Genomic DNA, 18,877 nt, shown 5'->3' with positions numbered 1-18,877 from the left:
CTCCGCCCGTACACTCGCGGCCATGTCCGGCACCGACCCCGTCGACCGCGCCGCCGAGGTCCCCGTCGGTCCGTCCGATCTGGCGGCGGCCGAGGCCGAGATCGCCCGTCTGCGTCGCCTCGTCGGCCCGCACGAGCACGCCTACGACGACCTCAAGGCCGAGCTCGATGCCGCTGAGCAGGCAGTTCGCGCCGCCGAGGCCGCCAACGGCGAGCTGCGGGCCGAGATCACCGAGCTGCGCGTCGACCTCCGCCGGGCTCGCCAGGATCAGTACCACCTGTGGAAGCTGGTCGCCCGACCCCAGCGCCTGCTGCGGGCACTGCGCCAGAGCGCCGAGTGATGGCACCGACCGTCTCGGTGCTGACGGCGGTGTTCAATCCGACCCGAGCCGATCTCGACGCCTGCATCGCCTCGGTGCGGCACCAGACACTGGGGGAGTGGCAGCACGTCCTGGTCGACGACGCCTCGACCGAACCCCACGTCGCCGATGCGCTCGCCGCCGCTGCCGCGGCCGACGACCGTGTCGTCGTGATCCGGCGTCGCGAGCAGGGCGGCATCGTCGCTGCGAGCACCGATGCGCTGGCGGCGGCGACGGGGGAGTTCGTCGCCCTCCTCGACCACGACGACGTCATCGAGCCGACGGCGCTCGCCGACATGGTGACGGCACTCACGGCCGGCGACGGCGCCGACCTGGCCTACAGCGATCACGACATCCTCCGAGCCGACGGGATGTTCGCCACCCCGGCGCTCAAGCCCGACTTCTCGCCCGAGCAGCTCCGCAATCAGAACTACATCCTCCACTTCGTGGTCGCCCGCCGATCGGTCGTCGAGGCGGCCGGCGGCTTCCGGCCCGGCTTCGACGGCGCCCAGGACCACGACCTCCTCCTCCGGATCAGCGAGCGGACCGATCGCATCGTGCACGTGCCCGACGTGCTCTACCACTGGCGCCAGGCGGCGACGAGCGTCGCGGCCGACCCGTCGGCCAAGACGTGGGCGTACGACGCCGGCGTGCGGGCGGTGCAGGAGCACTGCGACCGCGTCGGGATCGACGCCGAGGTGACGGCTGGCCGGCTTCCCGGGACGTATCGCGTCCGTCGCCGCCTCGCCGAGACCCCGACGGTGAGCGTGATCATCCCGACGCGTGGCGGCTCCCGTCGTGTCCTCGGTGTCGATCACTGTTTCGTCGCCGAGGCGGTGCGGAGCATGGTCGAGACCTCGTCCTACCCCGACCTCGAGTTCGTCGTCGTCTACGACACGGCCACGCCGCAGCCGGTGCTCGACTACCTCCGGGCGATCGCCGGCGACCGACTCGTCCTCACCGAGTACACCAAGCCGTTCAACTTCTCGGAGAAGATCAACGTCGGCGTGGAGGCGTCGTCGGGCGAGCTGCTGCTCCTGCTCAACGACGACACCGAACTGATCACCCCCGATGCGGTCGAGACGATGGCGGCGCTGCTCACCGATCCGACGGTGGGGATGGTCGGCCCGAAGCTGCTCTTCCCCGACGGCACCGTGCAGGACGGCGGGCACGTGTACCACGAACATGTCCTGGCCGGCCTGGTCGGCTGGCACGGCGCGAGCCCCGGCCCCGGACAGTTGCGCCCGCTCGCCGTCGAACGCGAGGTCTCGGGCGTGACCGCTGCCTCGGCGATGCTGCGCCGTGACGTGTTCGACGAGATCGGTGGGTTCGATCCGGTCCTGTACATCAACTTCAACGACGTCGACGTCAGCCTGAAGATCCGGGCGACCGGCAGACGAATCGTCTGGACGCCGTTCGCCAGCTGGTACCACTTCGAGAGCCAGACCCGCGAAGCGAGCGCCGAGCCGGAGGAGTGGGCCGAGATCGACCGGCGCTGGCACGACGAGATCAACGCCGACCCGTACTACAACCCCCGGTTCGCGCCACGCCGGACCGACTGGCTCGAACGGCCCTGGCACTCGGGCGCCCCGGCGCTGGAGGAGGCCGATGCCGACCAGGGGTTCGGGTCGTGGCTGCTCGACCGGCTCGGCGGCACGATCTCGGGCTCGTCGAGCTCCGCCTGGTGGCGCGCCCCGATGCTCGCGCTCGCGCTGTTCGTCACGTCGTGGGCGCTGGCGGCCGAGGTCGGCGCCGGGCCGAATCCGCTGCGCCGGATCGGAGTGACCGGCGGGGCCGTGCTGATCTGGACGTTGCTGCTCGCGTTGGCCTTCCATCGGCGTCGATGGGTGCTGGCGTCCGCGGTGTTGCTGGCTGCTGCGCCGGCGGCGAGCGGGCATCTGGCGCTCGCCGGTCGGGAAGCGGTGGCGTGGATCGGCACCGTGCTGGTCGCAACGCTGATCGGACCCGTCTCGCGCGCCCGTCCTCCCGTCGCCTGGGCGCTGGCGGGGGCCGTGACGCTCGTCGACGCAGGGGTGTGGTGGCTCGCCGCCGACGACCGCGCCGGATCCGGCGACGGAGCACTCGCCTTCGTTCGCGACGCTCCCGCGGTCTTCGGCGCAGGCGACGGCGGGTGGGCGTTGGCATCGGTCGGTGTCTGGTGGGCGGCGCTGGTCGTGCTCGTCGCCGTCTGGATCATGGGCCGCCACGCGTCGCTCGTCATCGCAGTCGTGGCTGCTCTCGCCGTCCTCACGGTCGTCGCCTGGTGGATCGCCGATCAGCAGGGGAGCAGCGCTGCCGACGTCGGCTTCGTCCTGCTCGCCGGTGTGCTCGTCGCAGCGGCAGCCCGGTTCGACCACGAGGCCGCCGGCGGGCCGATTGCCGTCACCGCCGCATCGGTGGCGCTCGGCGTCGCGTGGTCGGCCTCGCTGCTCGAGTTCGCCGACGGGCGCTGGTGGGCCGGTGCTGCCGCCGTCGTGACGCTCGCCGGCTCGATCAGGGTCACGGTCGGGCTCGTCGGCCGCTCGTCGGCGGACTGACCCTCCCGACCCAGGACGTCGGTCCGGGCCGAGGCGCCAGTAACCTCCCCGCTCATGTCATCGGCGACCGAGTTGTTCGCGCGCCGCGAGCTGCTCTGGAACCTCACCCTGCGAGAGCTGCGCGGCCGCTACAAGCGCAGCATCCTCGGCTGGGGCTGGTCGCTGCTGAACCCGATCGCGTTCATGCTGATCTACACGTTCGCGTTCTCGATCGTGCTGCGCGCCGAGCCGCCGGCCGGTGATCCGAGCGGCCTCGATTCGTATGCGTTCTTCCTGCTCTGCGGTCTCGTCCCGTGGACGTTCTTCAGCGTGGCGGTCAGCACGTCGATGGGGGCCATCGTCGGCAACGCGGCCCTGGTCGGCAAGGTGGCGTTCCCGCGTGAGCACCTCGTGATCTCGACGGTCATGGCCGGACTCTTCACCCTGGGCGTCGAACTCGGCGTCCTCTCGATCGCTCTCCTGATCGCCGGCAACATGGTGCTGCCGTGGCTGCCGGTGGCGGTGCTGGTCTCCGCACTCCTGGCAATGTTCGCGACGGGTCTGGGCCTGGCGCTCGCCGCTGCGAGCGTCTATTTCCGTGACATGAACTACCTGTGGGGCATCGTCATGCAGGCGTGGTTCTTCCTGACCCCGATCGTGTACCCGCCGAAGTTCGTCGAGGACGAGTTCGCCGACTACCCGACCCTGCTGCGGATCTACAACAACATCCCGATCACGACGGCGGTCCGCATGTACCGGAACCTGCTCTACGACTTGCGCATGCCGCGCCTGATCGACTTCGGGGTGCTGGGCGGCACGGCGATCGTCGTCCTGCTCGCCGGATGGTGGCTCTTCGATCGCCTCGAAGGCCGCTTCGCCGAAGAACTCTGACCCCCGCTTCCGAACGAATGGTACGATGCCATCCATGGTGGTATCGATCGATCGTGCGGGTCGGATCGTGATCCCGAAAGACATCCGGGAGCGGTTGTCCCTGGAGGCCGACGCCGAGGTGGAGATCGAGATCGACGGCGACGCGATCCGGCTCGTGCCGGTCCGGACGGCCGGACGTCGCATCGTCGACAAGGACGGGCTCCCCGTCATCGAGCGTGGCGACGGCCCGATGATCACCGACGCCGACGTGCAGCGCTGGCGAGATGCCGACCGACGCTGAGCGGTACGCGGTCGACACGAGCGTCGCCGTGGCAGCGCTCGACGCTGCCCACGCGGCGCACGAGATGTGCCGGGCCGTCGTGGTCGAGAACCGGCCGAGTCTCGCCGGGCACGCGGCCTTCGAGACGTTGTCGGTGCTCACCCGGCTGCCGGGCCCGCTCGCGATCGACGCGCCCAGCGCAGCCGACCTGATCGCCAGGGTGTTCCCGACCGTTGCTCGGCTCGACGCGGACCCGTCCGAGCTGATCGCTCGTCTGGGCATGGTCGGCATCACGGGTGGTGCCGTGTACGACGCACTCGTCGGCGAGGCCGCCCGCACCAACGACGTGCGGCTCCTCACTCGAGATCAGCGGGCACGACGCACCTACGACCTGCTCGGCGTCGACTACGAACTCGTCGGGTTGTAGGCAGACGAGTTCAGACGTTCCAGTTGCCGCCGAGGGTGACGAGGCCGCGGTCACCGTCGGTGCCCTTGAGCACGTCGAACTTCACGAAGCGGTTGCGCACGTCGAACTCGCGCTGACCCGACTCGTCGCGGACCTCGGCGCTGAGCTCGTAGGTGCCCTCGGTGAGTGCGAGATGGTCGAGTTCGAGGGTGACCCTGCGTTCGCCGTGGACCTGGTCGATGCGGGCGTTGCGTGAGCGTGTACCGATCTCGCTGATCAAAGTGCCGCTCTGATCGAACACCGACACCGTGAGTTCCGGATCGAGCACCGGCCGCTCGGCCGACAGCACGAACCGGATCGCCAACGGGTCGCCGCTGCGCGGGATCGTGATCGGCTGTTCGGCGCCGTCGAGCAACTCGACGCTGCTGATTCGGATCTCGCCCGAACCCCACCGCATCGAGTCGTTGATCTCGACCGAACGGCCCGCGTGGGCGGTGTCGAGGTAGGCGTCGGTGATCTCGCTCGGCGCGCCGATCATGCGGAGCGTGCCGTGGTCGATCCACGCCGCCCGCTTGCAGAGGCGGACGACGTCACCCATGTCGTGGGTGACGAGCACGATCGTCTTGCCGCGATCGCGGAACTCGGCGATCTTGTCACCGCACTTGGCCTGGAAATCGGCGTCGCCGACCGCGAGCACCTCGTCGATGATGAGCACGTCGGGGTCGACGTTCACGGCGACCGCGAAGCCGAGCCGGACGAACATGCCCGACGAATAGTTCTTCACCGGTGTGTCGATGAACTGCTCGAGCCCGGAGAAGGCGACGATCTCGTCGAACCGCTCGTGGACGTACTTGCGGGGGACGCCGAGAATCGCAGCGTTGAGATAGACGTTCTCGCGCCCGCTCAGTTCGGGGTGGAACCCGGCGCCGAGTTCGAGCAGTGCCGAGATCGTGCCGTCGACCGAGACCGAACCCTCGTCGGGTTGCAGGATCTTCGTCAGGCACTTGAGCATCGTCGACTTGCCCGACCCGTTGTGGCCGACGATCCCGAACGTCTCACCCTCGTGGACGTCGAAGGAGATGTCGCGCAGCGCCCAGAAGTCCTCGTGGGTGCTGCGACGCCGGTTGAGCAGCGACTGCTTGAGCGACTGGTGCCGTTCGTGGAACAGCCGGAAGCGCTTGGAGAGGTGCGAGACGCGCACCACCGGGCGCGGTTGCGAAGAGGTCGCCGACATCGTGCGTCAGGCTACCGCCGGGTCGTCGGCGGCTCGTTCCGGTCGGGCGATCACCGACCAGCCGAGGCCGACCGAGCAGGCGGCGAGCAACGCGAGCGGGAGCGCCGACGGGACCGGTTGGAGCGAGGTGTCCCACCGCCACGGCAGGTAGCTCCCGTCGAGCCCGACACCCCAACGGCGTGCCGCAGCCCAGGCGCCGAGGTTCAGCACGAGCAGCCCCGTGATCGTCACCCAGACCGTGAGCCGGGCTCCGAACCGACCGACGATGCCATCGGGATCTGCTCCATCGGCACGATCGCCCGGTCGAACGACGAGCAACAGCGGCACGCCGATCAACAATGGCAGCGAGTACCGACCCTGCCAGTAGGTGCCGGAGTCGTTGTTCTGGAGCAGCTCGAACGTCCACGACGACAGGGCGGCGACGAGCACGAGCACGACGGCTGCGACGAGTCCGCGGAGGTTCGTGATCAGGGCGAAGCCGACGGCGCCGCCGATCGCGAGGAGCCAGGCGTAGACCGCGAACGAGGGGATCGGTGCGTCGAGCCAGCCGAGCCGCCCGATCGCCTCGACCAGGTTGTCGTCGGTCTGGTTGACGATCGCGACGACGAGGTCGGTGTCCCACCCCTTCGACCGCGTCGAGACCAGCAGGGGCCAGGCGACGACCCCGGCGATCGCACCGATCGCCACGAGCCACCAACGTGCTTCGGACGGCACCGCATCGGCCTTCGAACGCACGAGCTCGGCGACGACCAGCAGGATCGGGGCGACCACGACCAACTGCGACGTCCTCGAGTCGCTCGTGACACCCCACACCAGGGTGACCAGCGTCGCCACACCGGCGAGCGCGACCGGCCCGACGCTCAACCGCCGTGTCAGATCGACGAGCGCAAACCGGCGGAAGACGGCGACGCCGAACACGATCAGACACGCCCAGACCAACCCGTCCCGTCGTGACACGGCGAGGGCGGCCCACCCCGACGCGATCAGCCAGGCCGTCGCGGTGGGCACACGGCTCCGCAGATCGGTGGTGAGCAGCGCGACCCAGAGCGCGGTCGCGCCGGCGATCGCATAGGTCGAAGGGTTCGCCGACGGCAGGCTCGACCAGGCCATCGGCGTCAGGGCCAGCAACAGAGCGCCTCCGAGCAGTCGGCTGCGCCGGAGCGCCAGGACGATCGCAGCCGACACGAACACCGTGGCGACGACGCCGGCGACGAGGCGCGCCCACCAGACCGGATCGAGCCCGGGCAGGAGGGTGGCCGCGCCGGTGAGCCCGTGGCCGCCCGGCGGGTAGTCATCGGCTCGGGTGAGCACCAGGAGGTCCTGGCCGCTGTGCTCGAGCGGGGCGGCGCAGGTGGCGGGAGCGAACGGGTCGAATGCGTAGCAGCCCGGGTCGGTCATCACGTACCGGTCGGGGAGGACATAGAAACCGTCGGTCTTGTCGGCTCGCAGCACGAGGGCTCCGGAGCGGACGAGGTGGCTGTGCTCGTCGGGCTGCGCCCCGGGCGGGACCACGAGGAGCCACGACAGGATGATGCCGCCGACGAGGGCCGCGACGATCCAGGGGAGCTGCCGGTCGGACACGACGCCCGAGCCTACTCACGGTGGTCGCCCGGTGGCCGGAAGTACACTCCCGCGGATGGCACGGGTTTCGGTGGTCACGGCGACCGAGCATCCCGAGCTCGGCCGGCACACGGCCGTCGTGGCCGACGGTACGACCCTCACCCCGGGGGCGCTCGGTCGGATGGCGGCGGTGCTCGATGCCGACCGCGACGTCGACGTCGTCACCGCCGACTACGAGGTCGCCGACGGCTCGACCACCGGCCGGGCGTACACGCCGGCGTGGTCGCCCGAACGGATGCGGCATCACCCGGTGGCCGGCCCGGTGCTCGTGACCCGGACCGGTGTGGTCGAAGCGCTCCCCGGCGGAGTCCTCACGGGCGACACATCACCGTCGTCGATCCACGACGCAGCGCTTCGCGTCGGTGAGACATCGCAGCGCTGGCACCGTCTGCCGTTCGTCGCCGCACGCTGCGACGCGATCGTGCTCGCCGCCGATCGCTCCGCCGTCGCCGCCCACCTGGAACGAATCGCATCGTCGGCAAGCGTGACCGAGGGCGATCGGCCCCGAACCGTCCGCATCGTGCACCACGATCCGGCCGCGCCGTCGGTCAGCGTGATCGTGCCGACGCGTGGGACCGAGGGCATCGTCTTCGGCAACCGCCGGACGTTCGTGGTCGATGCGGTGCGGAGCCTGGTGGAGCGTTCGGAGTACCGAGCCCTCGAGTTCGTGATCGTGTACGACACCGCGACGCCGGAGCCGGTGCTCGACGAGCTGCGCGACATCGTCGGCGTCGGGCTCGTGCTCGTCGAGTACGGCGAACCGTTCGACTTCTCCGACAAGGTGAACGTCGGCGTCGCCGCCTCGTCCGGGTCGCTCCTGCTGCTGTTGAACGACGACACGGAGCTGATCGCGCCCGACTCATTGTCGGTGCTCGTCGGTCATCTCGCCGACCCCGGTGTCGCGATGGTCGGCGCGAAGCTGCTGTTCGAGGACGGCACCCTCCAGCATGGCGGGCACGTGTACCACGGCGATGTCCACCACGCCTGTTTCGGCTGGCCCGGCGACTCACCCGGCCCCGCACCGTTGTCGCCGCTCGCCGTCGCCCGCGAGTGTTCCGGGGTGACCGCCGGCTGCGCGCTGGTCCGCCGCAGCGTGTTCGACGAGGTCGGCGGCTTCGACTCGGCGTTCCCGCACAACTACAACGACGTCGACTTCTCGCTGAAGGTACGGGCCGCGGGTCATCGCATCGTCTGGACACCCTGGTCGACCTGGTACCACTTCGAGAGCCGTACCCGGGTCGCCGACATCCGCCCCGACGAACGCACACGCCTCGACGAACGGTGGCACGACGAGCTGCGGAACGACCCGTACTACCACCCCGACCTCCCTTCCGGACCGGCCGACTGGCGGCCGGCGCCGACGGCGTCGCCGAACAGCGAACCGAGCCGATCACTGGTGGCGCGGACGCGCTCGTTCGTCGGTCGAACCCTGCTCCGACGGCGGATGCAGCGGCCCCACGGGGTGAACCTCATCGGCTACCTGGGCGCGACGAGTGGTCTCGGGGAACGGGTGCGCGAACTCGAACGGGTGCTCGCCGCCGCCGACGTGCCGTACTCGCGCTGGGATCTCGATCTGACCGAGAGCGCCCGGTCGTCGACGCCGGCCGAGCGGCGCGCCGACGACGACGTGATCTTCGACACGACGATCGCCGTGGTCACGGCCCTGGCGTTCCCCGCGCTCGCCGACGTCTACCCACCCCTGGTCGACGAGGTCGACCGGGTCGTCGGCTACTGGTTCTGGGAACTCGACGAGATCCCCGACAGCCACCGCCCGGCGATCGCCATGGTCGACGAGATCTGGGCCCCGACCACCTTCGTGCGCGATGCCTATGGGGCGGCCGTCGACATCCCGGTACATCTCGTACCGCTGCCGATCCGGCCTCCCGTGCCATCGGGTCGCGACCGCGCCTCGTTCGGGATCGACGACCGGTTCGCGTTCCTCACGAGCTTCGATCACCTCAGCGCGATGGAACGCAAGCACCCCGTGGGTGTCGTCGAGGCCTTCCGGCGGGCGTTCCCCGGCCGCGATGACGTCATGCTGATCGTCAAGTCGATCAATGGTCACCTCCGCCCCGACCAGACGGACGAACTCCTGGCCGCTGCGGGAGATGACGCTCGCATCGAGCTGCGTGACGGCTATCTCAGCGACGGTGACCAGGCTGCGCTGCTCGCCGCCGCCGACTGCTACGTGTCGCTGCATCGCAGCGAAGGGCTCGGGCTGCACATCGCCGAGTCGATGTGGCTCGGCACACCGGTTGTCGCCACCGACTACTCCGGCAGCGTCGACCTGACCTCGCCGCTGCCCGACGGCGATCCGGTCGCCGAACTCGTGCCGTGTCGACTCGTCACCGTCGAGCGCGGCGGTGAGGCGTACACGTCGGGACGATGGGCCGACCCCGATCTCGACGCTGCGGCCGCCGCCTTGCGGCGCGTCGCCGACGATCCGTCCCACCGTTCCCGGATGATCGAGGCGGCACGCCGCCGGGCCGGGACGACGGACGACCTCGACGGTGCTGCAGCCGCCGTGACGAGCCTGTTGCGGTCGAAGCCCGCTCGCGGTTCGCGTCGATCGTTACGATTGCCGACGTGACGTTGCGTTCCCGGGCCCGTTCGTTGATCACCGGCGACGATCGCATCGAACGTCTGGAGCAAGAGCTCCGAGACGTGCACGACGCGATCGACGCGATGCGGCGCGAGCAGGCGGCGACGCTCGACGGACTCCGTCGTTCGGTGGCCGACGCGGTCGACGATCTGGCCGAACGTCGTGCGGCGCTCGACGGCCGGGACGCCGATGTCGCCGACTGAACAGCCGGTCAGCGTCCTCGTCGTCGTCCCCGGACCGGCAGCGGTGCGGCCGGCCGACGCGCTGGTGCGGGCGGTCGAGACGGCGCACCCGTCTTGGCAGGTCCTCCGGGTGTGGGCCGGTGACCCCGACCTCGCTCCTGCGACGGTCGAGTGGTGCGACGCCGGACCCACCGAGTTCGAAGCGGCCGCCCTCCCGGCCGACGGACGGGTCCTGGCAGCAGCCTGCGACGCCGTCGGGCGTCTGCACGTCGGCCCGGTCGTCGTGCTCACCGGTGGTGCCGTGGCGGTCGACGGTTCGCTCGGCGCGCTGGTCGCCCCGGCCGGCGAGATCGTCGTCGTGCCGCGGCTGCTCGAGCCGCCACCGCTCGACGACCTCGGTCCGTCGACGAGCCGGCTCGCCGACGATGGTCGTTGCTCTACCGCGGCGCTCGGGTTCGGCGCCGGCACCGGCGACACCGCTGCGTGGCTCCGGGAAACCCTGACCCGCCCCGAATCCGTGTCGGCAGGGGCGGCGCTCGAAACGACGGCTGCGTTGTTCCCGTCGTCGTGGTGCGACGACCCTGCCATCGGTGCGTCGGCGTGGCGCTGGGGTGCCGACTCGCCCAGCCTGCTCGAGGCGCCGACCTTCGACCCGCAGCGACCGTGGCTGCTCGATCCGTCGCTCGACGCACCGCCGCGAGTGTCGCTCTCCGACCCGGCGCGACGCCGCGTCGTCGACGCGCTGGCGTCGCAGCTCGGTGGCGCCGACGCCGTCCTCCGACTGCCCGGTGGTCTCACAGCCGACGAGACCGTCCGCGAGACACTGCGACGCTTCGGCCAGCCGACCCTGCGACCGTGGACCGAACCGGTCCCGACGAGGAGCGTGCTCGACGAGCACTTCTGGGACGTGCTGCACGATCTCGAACCCGATCTCCGAGCGGCCTTCCCCGACCCGAACGGTGCCGATGCCGGTCGGTGGGCGGCGTGGACCCGTCAGGCGGTGTCCGACCGTCGCGTGCCGCTGCTGATCGAGCCACTGCAGAGCGCCGAACGGAACGGCCCGCGACGCACCGCCGATCGCACCGACGGGGTCAACCTGGTCGGCTATTTCCGACGTCAGAGCGGGGTTGGCGAGGTCGCCCGTCGCGTGGCCGCCGTCCTCGACCGGGCGGGCGTGCCGCACACCACCGTCGGCTACGACGACGGCGACGGCCCGGGCGTCGCCGACGCCCCGGAGTGCGATGACCGACTCGAGTACGCGAACTCGATCGTCTTCGTCAACGGCGACCAGTTCGACCGGTTCCGACGATCGATGCCCGACGTGTTCGGCCCCGGGCGGCGGATCGTCGGCGTCTGGTTCTGGGAGATCGATACCGTCGACCCCGACTGGGTCGGGCACACCCATGTCGACGAGATCTGGTCGGCCACGACGTTCATGGCCCGCACCTTCGCCGCCCTGCGGGGCCCCGAGGTGGTCCACGTCGCCTTGCCGATGGCCGACCCGACGCCGTCGATACGGTCCCGTGCCGAGTTCGCACCGCTCGCGTCGGCCGGAGATCGGTTCGTGTTCGGCGTGGTCTTCGACCATCTCAGCGTCACCCATCGCAAGAACCCGAGCGCCGCGATCCGTGCGTTCCGTGACGCGTTCGCGCCCGACGAGGGCCCATTGCTCGTCGTCAAGAGCATCAACGGTCGACGGTGCTGGGAGGAACACGAGCGGCTGCTGGCCGAGGTCGGCGACCGGCCCGACATCATCGTCTGGGACGAACACCTGCCCCACGCCGATCACATGGCCTTGATCGGCTCGTTCGACGCGCTCGTGTCGCTGCACCGCAGCGAAGGGCTCGGGCTGCACCTCGCCGAGGCAATGGCGCTCGGTGTCCCGGTGATCGCCACTCGGTACAGCGGCAACGTCGACCTGATGGACGACGAGTCGTCGATCCTGATCGATGCCGAGATCGTCCCGATCGGTCCCAACGGCGGCTGGGCCTACCCGGCGACCGCCTCGTGGGCCGAACCCGACCACCACCAGGCGGTCGACGCGCTGCGGCGCCTCGCGAACGACCCCGCCGGTGCGGTCGAGCTGGGGGAGCGAGGACGCCGGCATCACGCCGAGCTCGCCCGCACGACGATGTCGGAAGCCGCCTTCGTCGACGTGATCCGGCACCGTCTCGGCCTCACGGGCAGCCCGACCACCGACCACTAGCCTGGGCGCCGATGCGCGCCGGAACGATCATCGCTTCGAACTACCTGGAGATGGCGAAGCTGCTCGCCGGGTCGTTCCTCGAACAGCATCCGGACGACACGTTCGCGATCCTGCTGGTCGACGACCGGCCGGTCGACGAACCCGGCGACGACCGGATCGACATCCTGCGGCTCTCCGATCTCGATCTCGCGTCCGACGAGGTCGACCTGATGCGTTCGATCTACGACGTGATGGAGCTGGCGACGGCGGTGAAGCCGGCCCTGCTCCAGACCCTGCTGCGCGACGACGACCTGGCCTGCTACATCGACCCCGACATCTACGTGTACGGGTCGTTCCCCGACGTGATCGAACCGGCCCGAACGGTCGGCATCGTCCTCACCCCGCACGCGCTCGAGCCGATCCCGCGCGACGGGCACCACCCGACCGAGCGGGTCATCATGCAGTCGGGCATTATGAACCTCGGCTTCATCGCCGTCGGCCGCCCGGCCGGCGAGTTCCTGGCGTGGTGGCGCGAGCGATTGCTCGTCGACGCGATCAGTGCGATCGAACTCAACCTGTTCACCGATCAGCGGTGGATCGACTGGGTCCCGGCGCTGTTCGACCATGTGGTGTCGCGCGACCCGGGTATGAACATCGCCTGGTGGAACATCCACGAACGACGGATGGAGCGCGGCGCCGACGGAGCGATCCTCGTCAACGGACATCCGCTGCGGTTCGTGCACTTCAGCGGCTACTCGCCGTCGACGCCCGAGATCCTGTCGAAGCACCAGGCCGAGCCGCCCCGGACCGAGCACGCCGACGGTTCGGTGATCCGAGAGCTCGCCGACGAGTACGGGCGGCGGCTGATCGAGAGTGGCCATGCCGATCGAATCGGCGTGCCGTACCAGTACGGCACGACCGACGACGGGCTCGAACTGAGCGGCGCCGTGCGCGGCACCATCCGGCTCGCGCTGCTCGGCGGCCGTGCGACCGGGTCGGAGGTCGGTTCGTTCGACCGGACGGTGCCGCTGGCGTTCGGACCGTCCGCCGACCGGCTCCGGCCGTGGCTCCTCGCGCCCGACGCCGACCATCCCGACCTGACACGCGTGGCGGTCGCGCTGTGGCACCGCCGGCCCGACCTGCGCGCCGTGTTCCCCGACATCGACGGCGCCGACCTCGACCGATACCGGACCTGGCTGGCGACCGATCCGGGTGCAGCGGTCGCGCTGCCCGGACTCGAACACGAGCCGCCCCCTGCCGCGCCCGACGCACCCGCCGGTGCCCGGGACCGGGTGCGTGAGACGCTGCGTCGATTCGCGCCCGTTCGATGATCCCGGCCTCGGTTCGTCGGACCGGCGCCTGGCGGGCGATCGCCCGATGGCGGCGGCGTCGGCTGATCGCGTCCTCGTCGTGGTTCGACGAAGCCTTCTACCGGTCGAGGGTCGCCGACGCCGGCGACGACCCGCTCGGCCACTTCGTCCGGGTCGGCGAGTCGGCCGGGCTCGACCCGCACCCCGACTTCGACACCGATGCGTACGTGCTCCTGAACCCCGGCGCCGAGGGCCAGGCGCTGACGCACTTCGTGCGGACCGTCGCCGCCAACCCGTCGAGGTCGCTGCAGCCGTGGCAGGTGATCGATCCGGCCGACCCGCGTGTCGCCTCGGGCTGGTTCGACGCCGAGTGGTACCGCTCACAGCTCGACGACGGATCTGAGACCGCCGACGACGCGCTCGCGAGGTGGCATCCGTACGTCCACTACGTCCGGCACGGCGTCGCCGACGGGCGGCCGCCGAGTCCGATCTTCGACGCCGACGAGTACGCCGAGCACCACGACGTCGGCACGGAGGGACCCGTCCGCCACTGGATCGACGAGCAGCCCGAGGTCGGCCCGTTCGCGACCCTTCGCACGGCACAGCTCGACGGGCTGCGGCCGTACGGCAGGCATCGAGTCCGGCCCGATCGCGACCTCGACGGCCGCAGCGTGTGCGTCATGGTCCACGGTTTCTACCCCGACGTGCTCCCGGCACTGTTCGAGCGGTTGCGGGCGCTCCCGAGCGGCTGGACGTTGCTGGTCAGTGTCGTGGACGAAGCCGCGGTGAACGTCGCACAGACTGCCGTCGATGCTGCGTTCGAGCAGGGAGTTGGTCCCGGACGCACCGTGGTGCGCGTCGTGGCGAACCGCGGCCGCAACTTCGCTCCGTTGCTCGTCGAGTTCGGCGACGAGGTGCTGACGCACGAGTTCGTCCTGCACCTCCACACGAAGAAGTCGCTCTACACCGGCAACGAGGCGACCGAGTGGCGCGACCACCTGGTCGATCACCTCGTGCCCGACCCGGCCGGTGTGTCCGCGATCCTGAGTGCGTTCGCCGACGACCCGACCACCGGCGTGGTGCAGGCCCCCGCCTTCCCGGCGTTGCCCGTGTGGGCGAACCACTGGCTCGCCAACTCGGGCCGGGGGCGGCAGCTGCTCGAGCGCATGGGGCTCGATCCGGCGCTCGGCCGTGGCTACGTCGACTACCCGGTCGGCGGGATGTTCTGGGCCCGATCGGCGGCTCTGCGCCCGCTGTACGACCTCGGTCTCACGCTCGACGACTTCGAACCGGAGGCCGGCCAGACCGATCGCACCCTCGCCCACACACTCGAACGACTCGTCTCGTGGTCGGCGGTCGCCGCCGGGCTGCAGTACGTGGAGTTCGACGCCGACACGGGAACGTGGCGTCGCGGCTGGACGACGCGGTCGTCCGACCGGATCGGGCGCATCGGTCGCGCCGAGATCGCCGACGCCCTGCGCGGTGCCGACCTGGTCACCATCGACCTGTTCGACACCCTGTTGCTCCGGCCGGCGCTCGACGCCGAGGCGCTGCGTGAAACGGCTGCGCAGCGGCTCGGGGATGAGGGACTCGATCTGCTGCGACGCCGCATCGAGGCAGAGGTCGAGGTTCGCGGACACGGGCTCGGCGACAGCACCCTCGGCGAGATCTACGCCGTGGCGGCCGAACGGTGGCCGGCCGACGCGGATGCCTTCGACCGGCTACGAGAGGCGGAACTCGAGCTCGAACGCCGGACGATCGTGCCCCGCCGCTGGCTGATCGAGACCCTGGCCGACCTGAAGTCGGAGGGGCAGCGGTTCGTCCTGGTCACCGACACCTTCTTCGAGCGCCCGTTCGTCGAGGAGCTCGTGGAGGCCGTCGGCGCCACCGACCTGCTCGACGATCTCGTCGTGTCGAACGACGTGCGAGCGCGCAAGGACACCGGCGACGTCTGGGATCTCGTCGCGGAACGCGAGCACCCCGAGCGATGGGTGCACATCGGTGACAACGAGTTCTCCGACATCCAGCAGGCCGCCGACCGTGGAATCGGCACCCTGTACCTGCCGCACGCCGGTGCGATCGCCTCGGCCGCAGGGTTCGATCTCGGGGCGGTGGCCGCGCCGGCACGGCGGGCGACGTCGATCGTCGCCGGTGCCGGGCTCGCGTCGCTGCTGTCGGTTCGACCCGACCGTGACGCTGCTCGTACTCCGGCCGAGTTCGGGTACGGCGTCGTCGGCCCGCTGATGGTGTCGTTCGTGTCGTGGATCCGGCGGCGGGCGTTGGCCGACGACGTCGATCGCCTGCTGTTCGTCGCCCGCGATGGCTACCTCCCGCACCGCATCATGCAGCAGTTCGACCGGGTCGACCCCGATCGGCGGGTCGCTGCCTCCTACTTCCTCACCTCTCGTCGTGCGGCACTCCGGGTGGCGCTCGGCAGCGACGACCCGGAGATCGCCATCGATGCCGCGCTCGGGGCGTCCTGGTTCGGCGGCACAGTCTCTGCGTTCTTCGACGCACGCTTCGGATGGACGCCCGAACCCGACGTGTTCGACGGCATGGCCGACCGGGTCGTCGACCTTCCCCGCGACGAGCCGATCGTGCGCGACATCGTTCGTGCGGTCCTCGACGAGCTGACCGCCATCGGGGGTCGTGAGCGGGCGGCATTCGATCATTACGTGTCGAGCCTCGGGATCGGAGCCGACGGCCACCACGCCTTGGTCGACCTCGGCTACTCGGGAACGACGCAGCGCCTCCTGGAGACGGCGCTGCCCGGTCGGACATCGGGCTACTACGCGGTGCTCACGCCGGCCGGCACCGCAACACCGGCGACCGCAGCCTGCTTCGGTGACGACGCCGTCTGGAACGACGCGAACCTGATCCTCAATCACCAACGGATCTTCGAGCTGGTCTGTGCCGCACCACACGGCCAGGTGGCCGGTCTCGGCGGCGACGGCACGAGTGTCGGCGTGATGATCGACTCGCGTGCTCAAGTCGGCGAGGACGAACGACTCGTCGTCGCCGAGGTGCAGGCGGCAGCGATCCGGTTCTGCGCCGACCTGATCGAGCGGCACGGCCCCGACCTGCTCAGCGCTCCGCTCGACGAACCGGCCGTCATGCGGGCCATCGAACGGGCGGGGGAGATCATCGTGCCGTCGTTCGAGGCCGTGTTCGCAGGACTCCACCTCGACGACGACTACAGCGGCATCCCACGGTTGCCGATCGAGGTCGACTGACCCGTGAGCAGCCACGAGCGCGGCGACATCACGGCGGTGCCGGTCGTGGTGGTCACGATGCGGCCACCGACCGGCGTCCTCGAGCGGTGCGTGCGGTCATTGCTCGACACGTCTCCCGGTGACGGCCGAGCGATCGAGGTCATCGTCGTCGACAACGGTGGCAGTGCTCGAGCGCGGCTCGACGCCGCCGGTCTCGTCGGCGTCGAGGTCATCGAGACGCACGCCAATGTCGGCTTCGGCGCCGCGGCGAACGTCGGCCTCGACCACGCGGTGAGTCGGCAGGCCGAGGCGGTCGCCGTGTTGAACGACGACGTGTTCGTCCGCTCGGGTTGGCTGGCACCGCTGCTCGACCATCTGGCATCCGGCCGGGTGGCCGCCGCGCAGCCCCTGATCGTCCGGCACGCCGCCGACCCACCGACCGTCGAGAGCGTCGGGCGGGCATCGGACGCTGCCGGGGCCGTGTCCGACCTCGGTGCGGGACGATCGCCGAGCGACTTCGCCGGAGCGGCGCCCGGAGCCGTGCCGGCCGTGAGCTCGGTGGCCGCCGTCTACTCGACCGACTTCGTGCAGGACGTCGGGGGATTCGACGAACGGTTCTTCGTCGGCTACGCAGATCTCGAACTCGGACGACGCGGTTCGGCCGCAGGCTGGACGTTCGCCGTCGTTCCCGGCTCGGTGGTCGAACACGTCGGCTCGGCCACGACATCGATGTTGGGCCCCGGGCTCGTCTACTTCCAGGAGCGCAACCGTCTCTGGGACGTCGCGCTGCACGGGGGAGCGGCCGAGACGGCGCGAGCGATCTGGCTGAGTGTTCGCCGGGTCCGCCACGAACCACGCACGCTCCACCGACGGGCGCTCCTCGACGGTGCCGTCGGAATGCCTCGCCGTTGGCTCGAACGGGCCCGATCGTCCACCCCGTCGCTCCGTGATCGCTCGCGCCGCACGGGCCCCGATCCGATGGCGACACGCCCCACGACGGGCGTCAACGTGGTCGGGTACCACCACATCAGCAGCGGCCTCGGCGACGCAGCCCGCTCGTTCACGGCCTGTCTCCGCGCCGCCGGCGCCGACGTGCTCGAGATCGACAACGACGTCAGCCAGAGCCCGCGCCGGCACGCTGCGAGAACGGTCACGGGACCGCTCCACGACACGACCGTGGCCTTCGTGACGGCGTTCGAGTTCGCCGACTTCTGCGAGCGTCACCCCGAACTGGTCGGCCCGGGTCGCCGCATGATCGGGTATTGGTTCTGGGAGCTGAGCACGGTGCCGCCCCTGCACGCGGAGGCGATGCGGCTCGCCGACGAGGTGTGGACGCCGACGACGTTCGTGCGCGACGCCTACGGCTCGGTCGCCGATCCGGATCGACCGGTGCGCTTGATGCCGATCCCGCTCCCTCGTCCCGAGCCTGACGCGGCAGCGACGTCTCGGTGGCGAGCCGAGTTGGGTGACGCATTCGCCTACCTCGTCAGCTTCGACTACCTGAGCATCCCCGAGCGGAAGAACCCGCACGCCGCGATCGCGGCGTTCCGGTCGGCGTTCCCCGATCGAGAGGACGACTCGGTTCGGCTCGTGGTGAAGACGATCAACCGCGAACGTCGACCCGACGACGCAGCGGCGATCGAAGCACTGGCCGCCGGTGACGACCGGATCGTGTTCGTCGACTGCCACCTCGACGAGAACGATCATCACGGTCTGATCGCCGCGGTCGACTGTCTGGTGTCACCGCACCGCAGCGAGGGACTCGGACTGCAACCGGCGCTCGCCATGTGGTTCCGGACGCCCGTCGTCGCAACGCGGTACGGCGGCGTCGTCGACTACCTCGACGACGACAACGCCTGGCTGTGCGGCTACACCGAGGTCGGCGTCGACGCCGGAGAGGGGATCTACCCACAGGGAGCGCCGTGGGCCGACGTCGACGTCGACGAGCTGGCCGAACAGCTGCGACGCGTGCGTGCCGACGACGGACGGCGGGCGCAGGTCGTCGAAGCAGCACACGCCCGCATCGCCGCCGAGCCCGAACCGGCCGAGTTCGGTCGCCGATACCTCGAGGCGCTGCGCACCCTCCGGCCGGCCTGACGGCC

Annotated in this window: 13 protein-coding genes; 11 read left to right on the top strand and 2 right to left on the bottom strand. The window is 70.4% G+C overall.

Features of this window, described 5'->3' with window-relative positions:
* Window positions 1-22: 22 nt before the first annotated feature.
* Genes BDK89_RS14355 through BDK89_RS14335 form a run of 5 tightly spaced genes read left to right on the top strand, consistent with a single transcriptional unit; the run spans window position 23 to window position 4,451 of the window.
* Window positions 23-340: a hypothetical protein gene (locus BDK89_RS14355; RefSeq protein WP_133869596.1), complete on the top strand. Its 318-nt coding sequence runs from the start codon at window positions 23-25 to the stop codon at window positions 338-340.
* Window positions 340-2,895: a glycosyltransferase gene (locus BDK89_RS14350; RefSeq protein ID WP_133869595.1), complete on the top strand. Its 2,556-nt coding sequence runs from the start codon at window positions 340-342 to the stop codon at window positions 2,893-2,895. The genes BDK89_RS14355 and BDK89_RS14350 overlap by 1 nt, the downstream gene beginning before the upstream one ends.
* Before the next feature lie 54 nt (window positions 2,896-2,949).
* Entirely contained in the window at window positions 2,950-3,765 is an 816-nt protein-coding gene (locus tag BDK89_RS14345; RefSeq protein WP_133869594.1) for an ABC transporter permease, read from the top strand.
* A 34-nt stretch (window positions 3,766-3,799) separates the two neighbouring features.
* Window positions 3,800-4,045, top strand: a complete 246-nt coding sequence (locus BDK89_RS14340) for an AbrB/MazE/SpoVT family DNA-binding domain-containing protein (protein WP_133869593.1) — start codon at window positions 3,800-3,802, stop codon at window positions 4,043-4,045.
* Entirely contained in the window at window positions 4,029-4,451 is a 423-nt protein-coding gene (locus BDK89_RS14335; protein ID WP_133869592.1) for a PIN domain-containing protein, read from the top strand. Before BDK89_RS14340 ends, BDK89_RS14335 begins: the two co-directional genes overlap by 17 nt.
* A 10-nt stretch (window positions 4,452-4,461) precedes the next feature.
* Here the strand turns inward: BDK89_RS14335 and BDK89_RS14330 are convergent, their stop codons facing one another.
* Window positions 4,462-5,664, bottom strand: a complete 1,203-nt coding sequence (locus BDK89_RS14330; protein WP_133869591.1) for an ABC transporter ATP-binding protein — start codon at window positions 5,662-5,664, stop codon at window positions 4,462-4,464.
* A 6-nt stretch (window positions 5,665-5,670) separates the two neighbouring features.
* Window positions 5,671-7,245, bottom strand: a complete 1,575-nt coding sequence (locus tag BDK89_RS14325) for a DUF2142 domain-containing protein (RefSeq protein WP_133869590.1) — start codon at window positions 7,243-7,245, stop codon at window positions 5,671-5,673.
* 55 nt (window positions 7,246-7,300) lie between these two features.
* Here BDK89_RS14325 and BDK89_RS14320 point away from each other — a divergent pair, with 55 nt between their 5' ends.
* The 6 genes from BDK89_RS14320 to BDK89_RS14295 are packed head-to-tail and all read left to right on the top strand — an operon-like array spanning window position 7,301 to window position 18,872.
* A complete protein-coding gene (locus BDK89_RS14320) occupies window positions 7,301-9,874 on the top strand; it encodes a glycosyltransferase (protein WP_166657587.1) in 2,574 nt (857 codons plus the stop codon).
* On the top strand, window positions 9,871-10,089 hold the full coding sequence (locus tag BDK89_RS14315) for a hypothetical protein (protein WP_133869588.1): 219 nt from the start codon (window positions 9,871-9,873) through the stop codon (window positions 10,087-10,089). The genes BDK89_RS14320 and BDK89_RS14315 overlap by 4 nt, the downstream gene beginning before the upstream one ends.
* A complete protein-coding gene (locus tag BDK89_RS14310) occupies window positions 10,076-12,274 on the top strand; it encodes a glycosyltransferase (RefSeq protein ID WP_133869587.1) in 2,199 nt (732 codons plus the stop codon). The genes BDK89_RS14315 and BDK89_RS14310 overlap by 14 nt, the downstream gene beginning before the upstream one ends.
* Window positions 12,275-12,285: 11 nt before the next feature.
* Window positions 12,286-13,584, top strand: coding sequence for a hypothetical protein (locus BDK89_RS14305; protein ID WP_133869586.1), 1,299 nt, complete (start codon window positions 12,286-12,288; stop codon window positions 13,582-13,584).
* On the top strand, window positions 13,581-16,796 hold the full coding sequence (locus tag BDK89_RS14300) for a rhamnan synthesis F family protein (protein WP_133869585.1): 3,216 nt from the start codon (window positions 13,581-13,583) through the stop codon (window positions 16,794-16,796). Before BDK89_RS14305 ends, BDK89_RS14300 begins: the two co-directional genes overlap by 4 nt.
* 3 nt (window positions 16,797-16,799) lie before the next feature.
* Window positions 16,800-18,872 carry a glycosyltransferase gene (locus tag BDK89_RS14295; protein WP_133869584.1) on the top strand — a complete coding sequence of 691 codons (2,073 nt, stop codon included), beginning with the start codon at window positions 16,800-16,802 and terminating at the stop codon, window positions 18,870-18,872.
* Window positions 18,873-18,877 lie beyond the last annotated feature (5 nt).

The sequence above is a fragment of the Ilumatobacter fluminis genome (assembly GCF_004364865.1).
Classification (GTDB): domain Bacteria; phylum Actinomycetota; class Acidimicrobiia; order Acidimicrobiales; family Ilumatobacteraceae; genus Ilumatobacter; species Ilumatobacter fluminis.
This window is presented reverse-complemented; position numbering and strand designations above follow the sequence as displayed.

Bases quoted from the DNA above. Each gene is read 5' to 3' on its own strand.
- BDK89_RS14355 (WP_133869596.1), top strand. From the start codon at position 23: ATGTCCGGCACCGACCCCGTCGACCGCGCCGCCGAGGTCCCCGTCGGT.
- BDK89_RS14350 (WP_133869595.1), top strand. From the start codon at position 340: ATGGCACCGACCGTCTCGGTGCTGACGGCGGTGTTCAATCCGACCCGA.
- BDK89_RS14345 (WP_133869594.1), top strand. From the start codon at position 2,950: ATGTCATCGGCGACCGAGTTGTTCGCGCGCCGCGAGCTGCTCTGGAAC.
- BDK89_RS14340 (WP_133869593.1), top strand. From the start codon at position 3,800: ATGGTGGTATCGATCGATCGTGCGGGTCGGATCGTGATCCCGAAAGAC.
- BDK89_RS14335 (WP_133869592.1), top strand. From the start codon at position 4,029: ATGCCGACCGACGCTGAGCGGTACGCGGTCGACACGAGCGTCGCCGTG.
- BDK89_RS14330 (WP_133869591.1), bottom strand. From the start codon at position 5,664: ATGTCGGCGACCTCTTCGCAACCGCGCCCGGTGGTGCGCGTCTCGCAC.
- BDK89_RS14320 (WP_166657587.1), top strand. From the start codon at position 7,301: ATGGCACGGGTTTCGGTGGTCACGGCGACCGAGCATCCCGAGCTCGGC.
- BDK89_RS14310 (WP_133869587.1), top strand. From the start codon at position 10,076: ATGTCGCCGACTGAACAGCCGGTCAGCGTCCTCGTCGTCGTCCCCGGA.
- BDK89_RS14305 (WP_133869586.1), top strand. From the start codon at position 12,286: ATGCGCGCCGGAACGATCATCGCTTCGAACTACCTGGAGATGGCGAAG.
- BDK89_RS14300 (WP_133869585.1), top strand. From the start codon at position 13,581: ATGATCCCGGCCTCGGTTCGTCGGACCGGCGCCTGGCGGGCGATCGCC.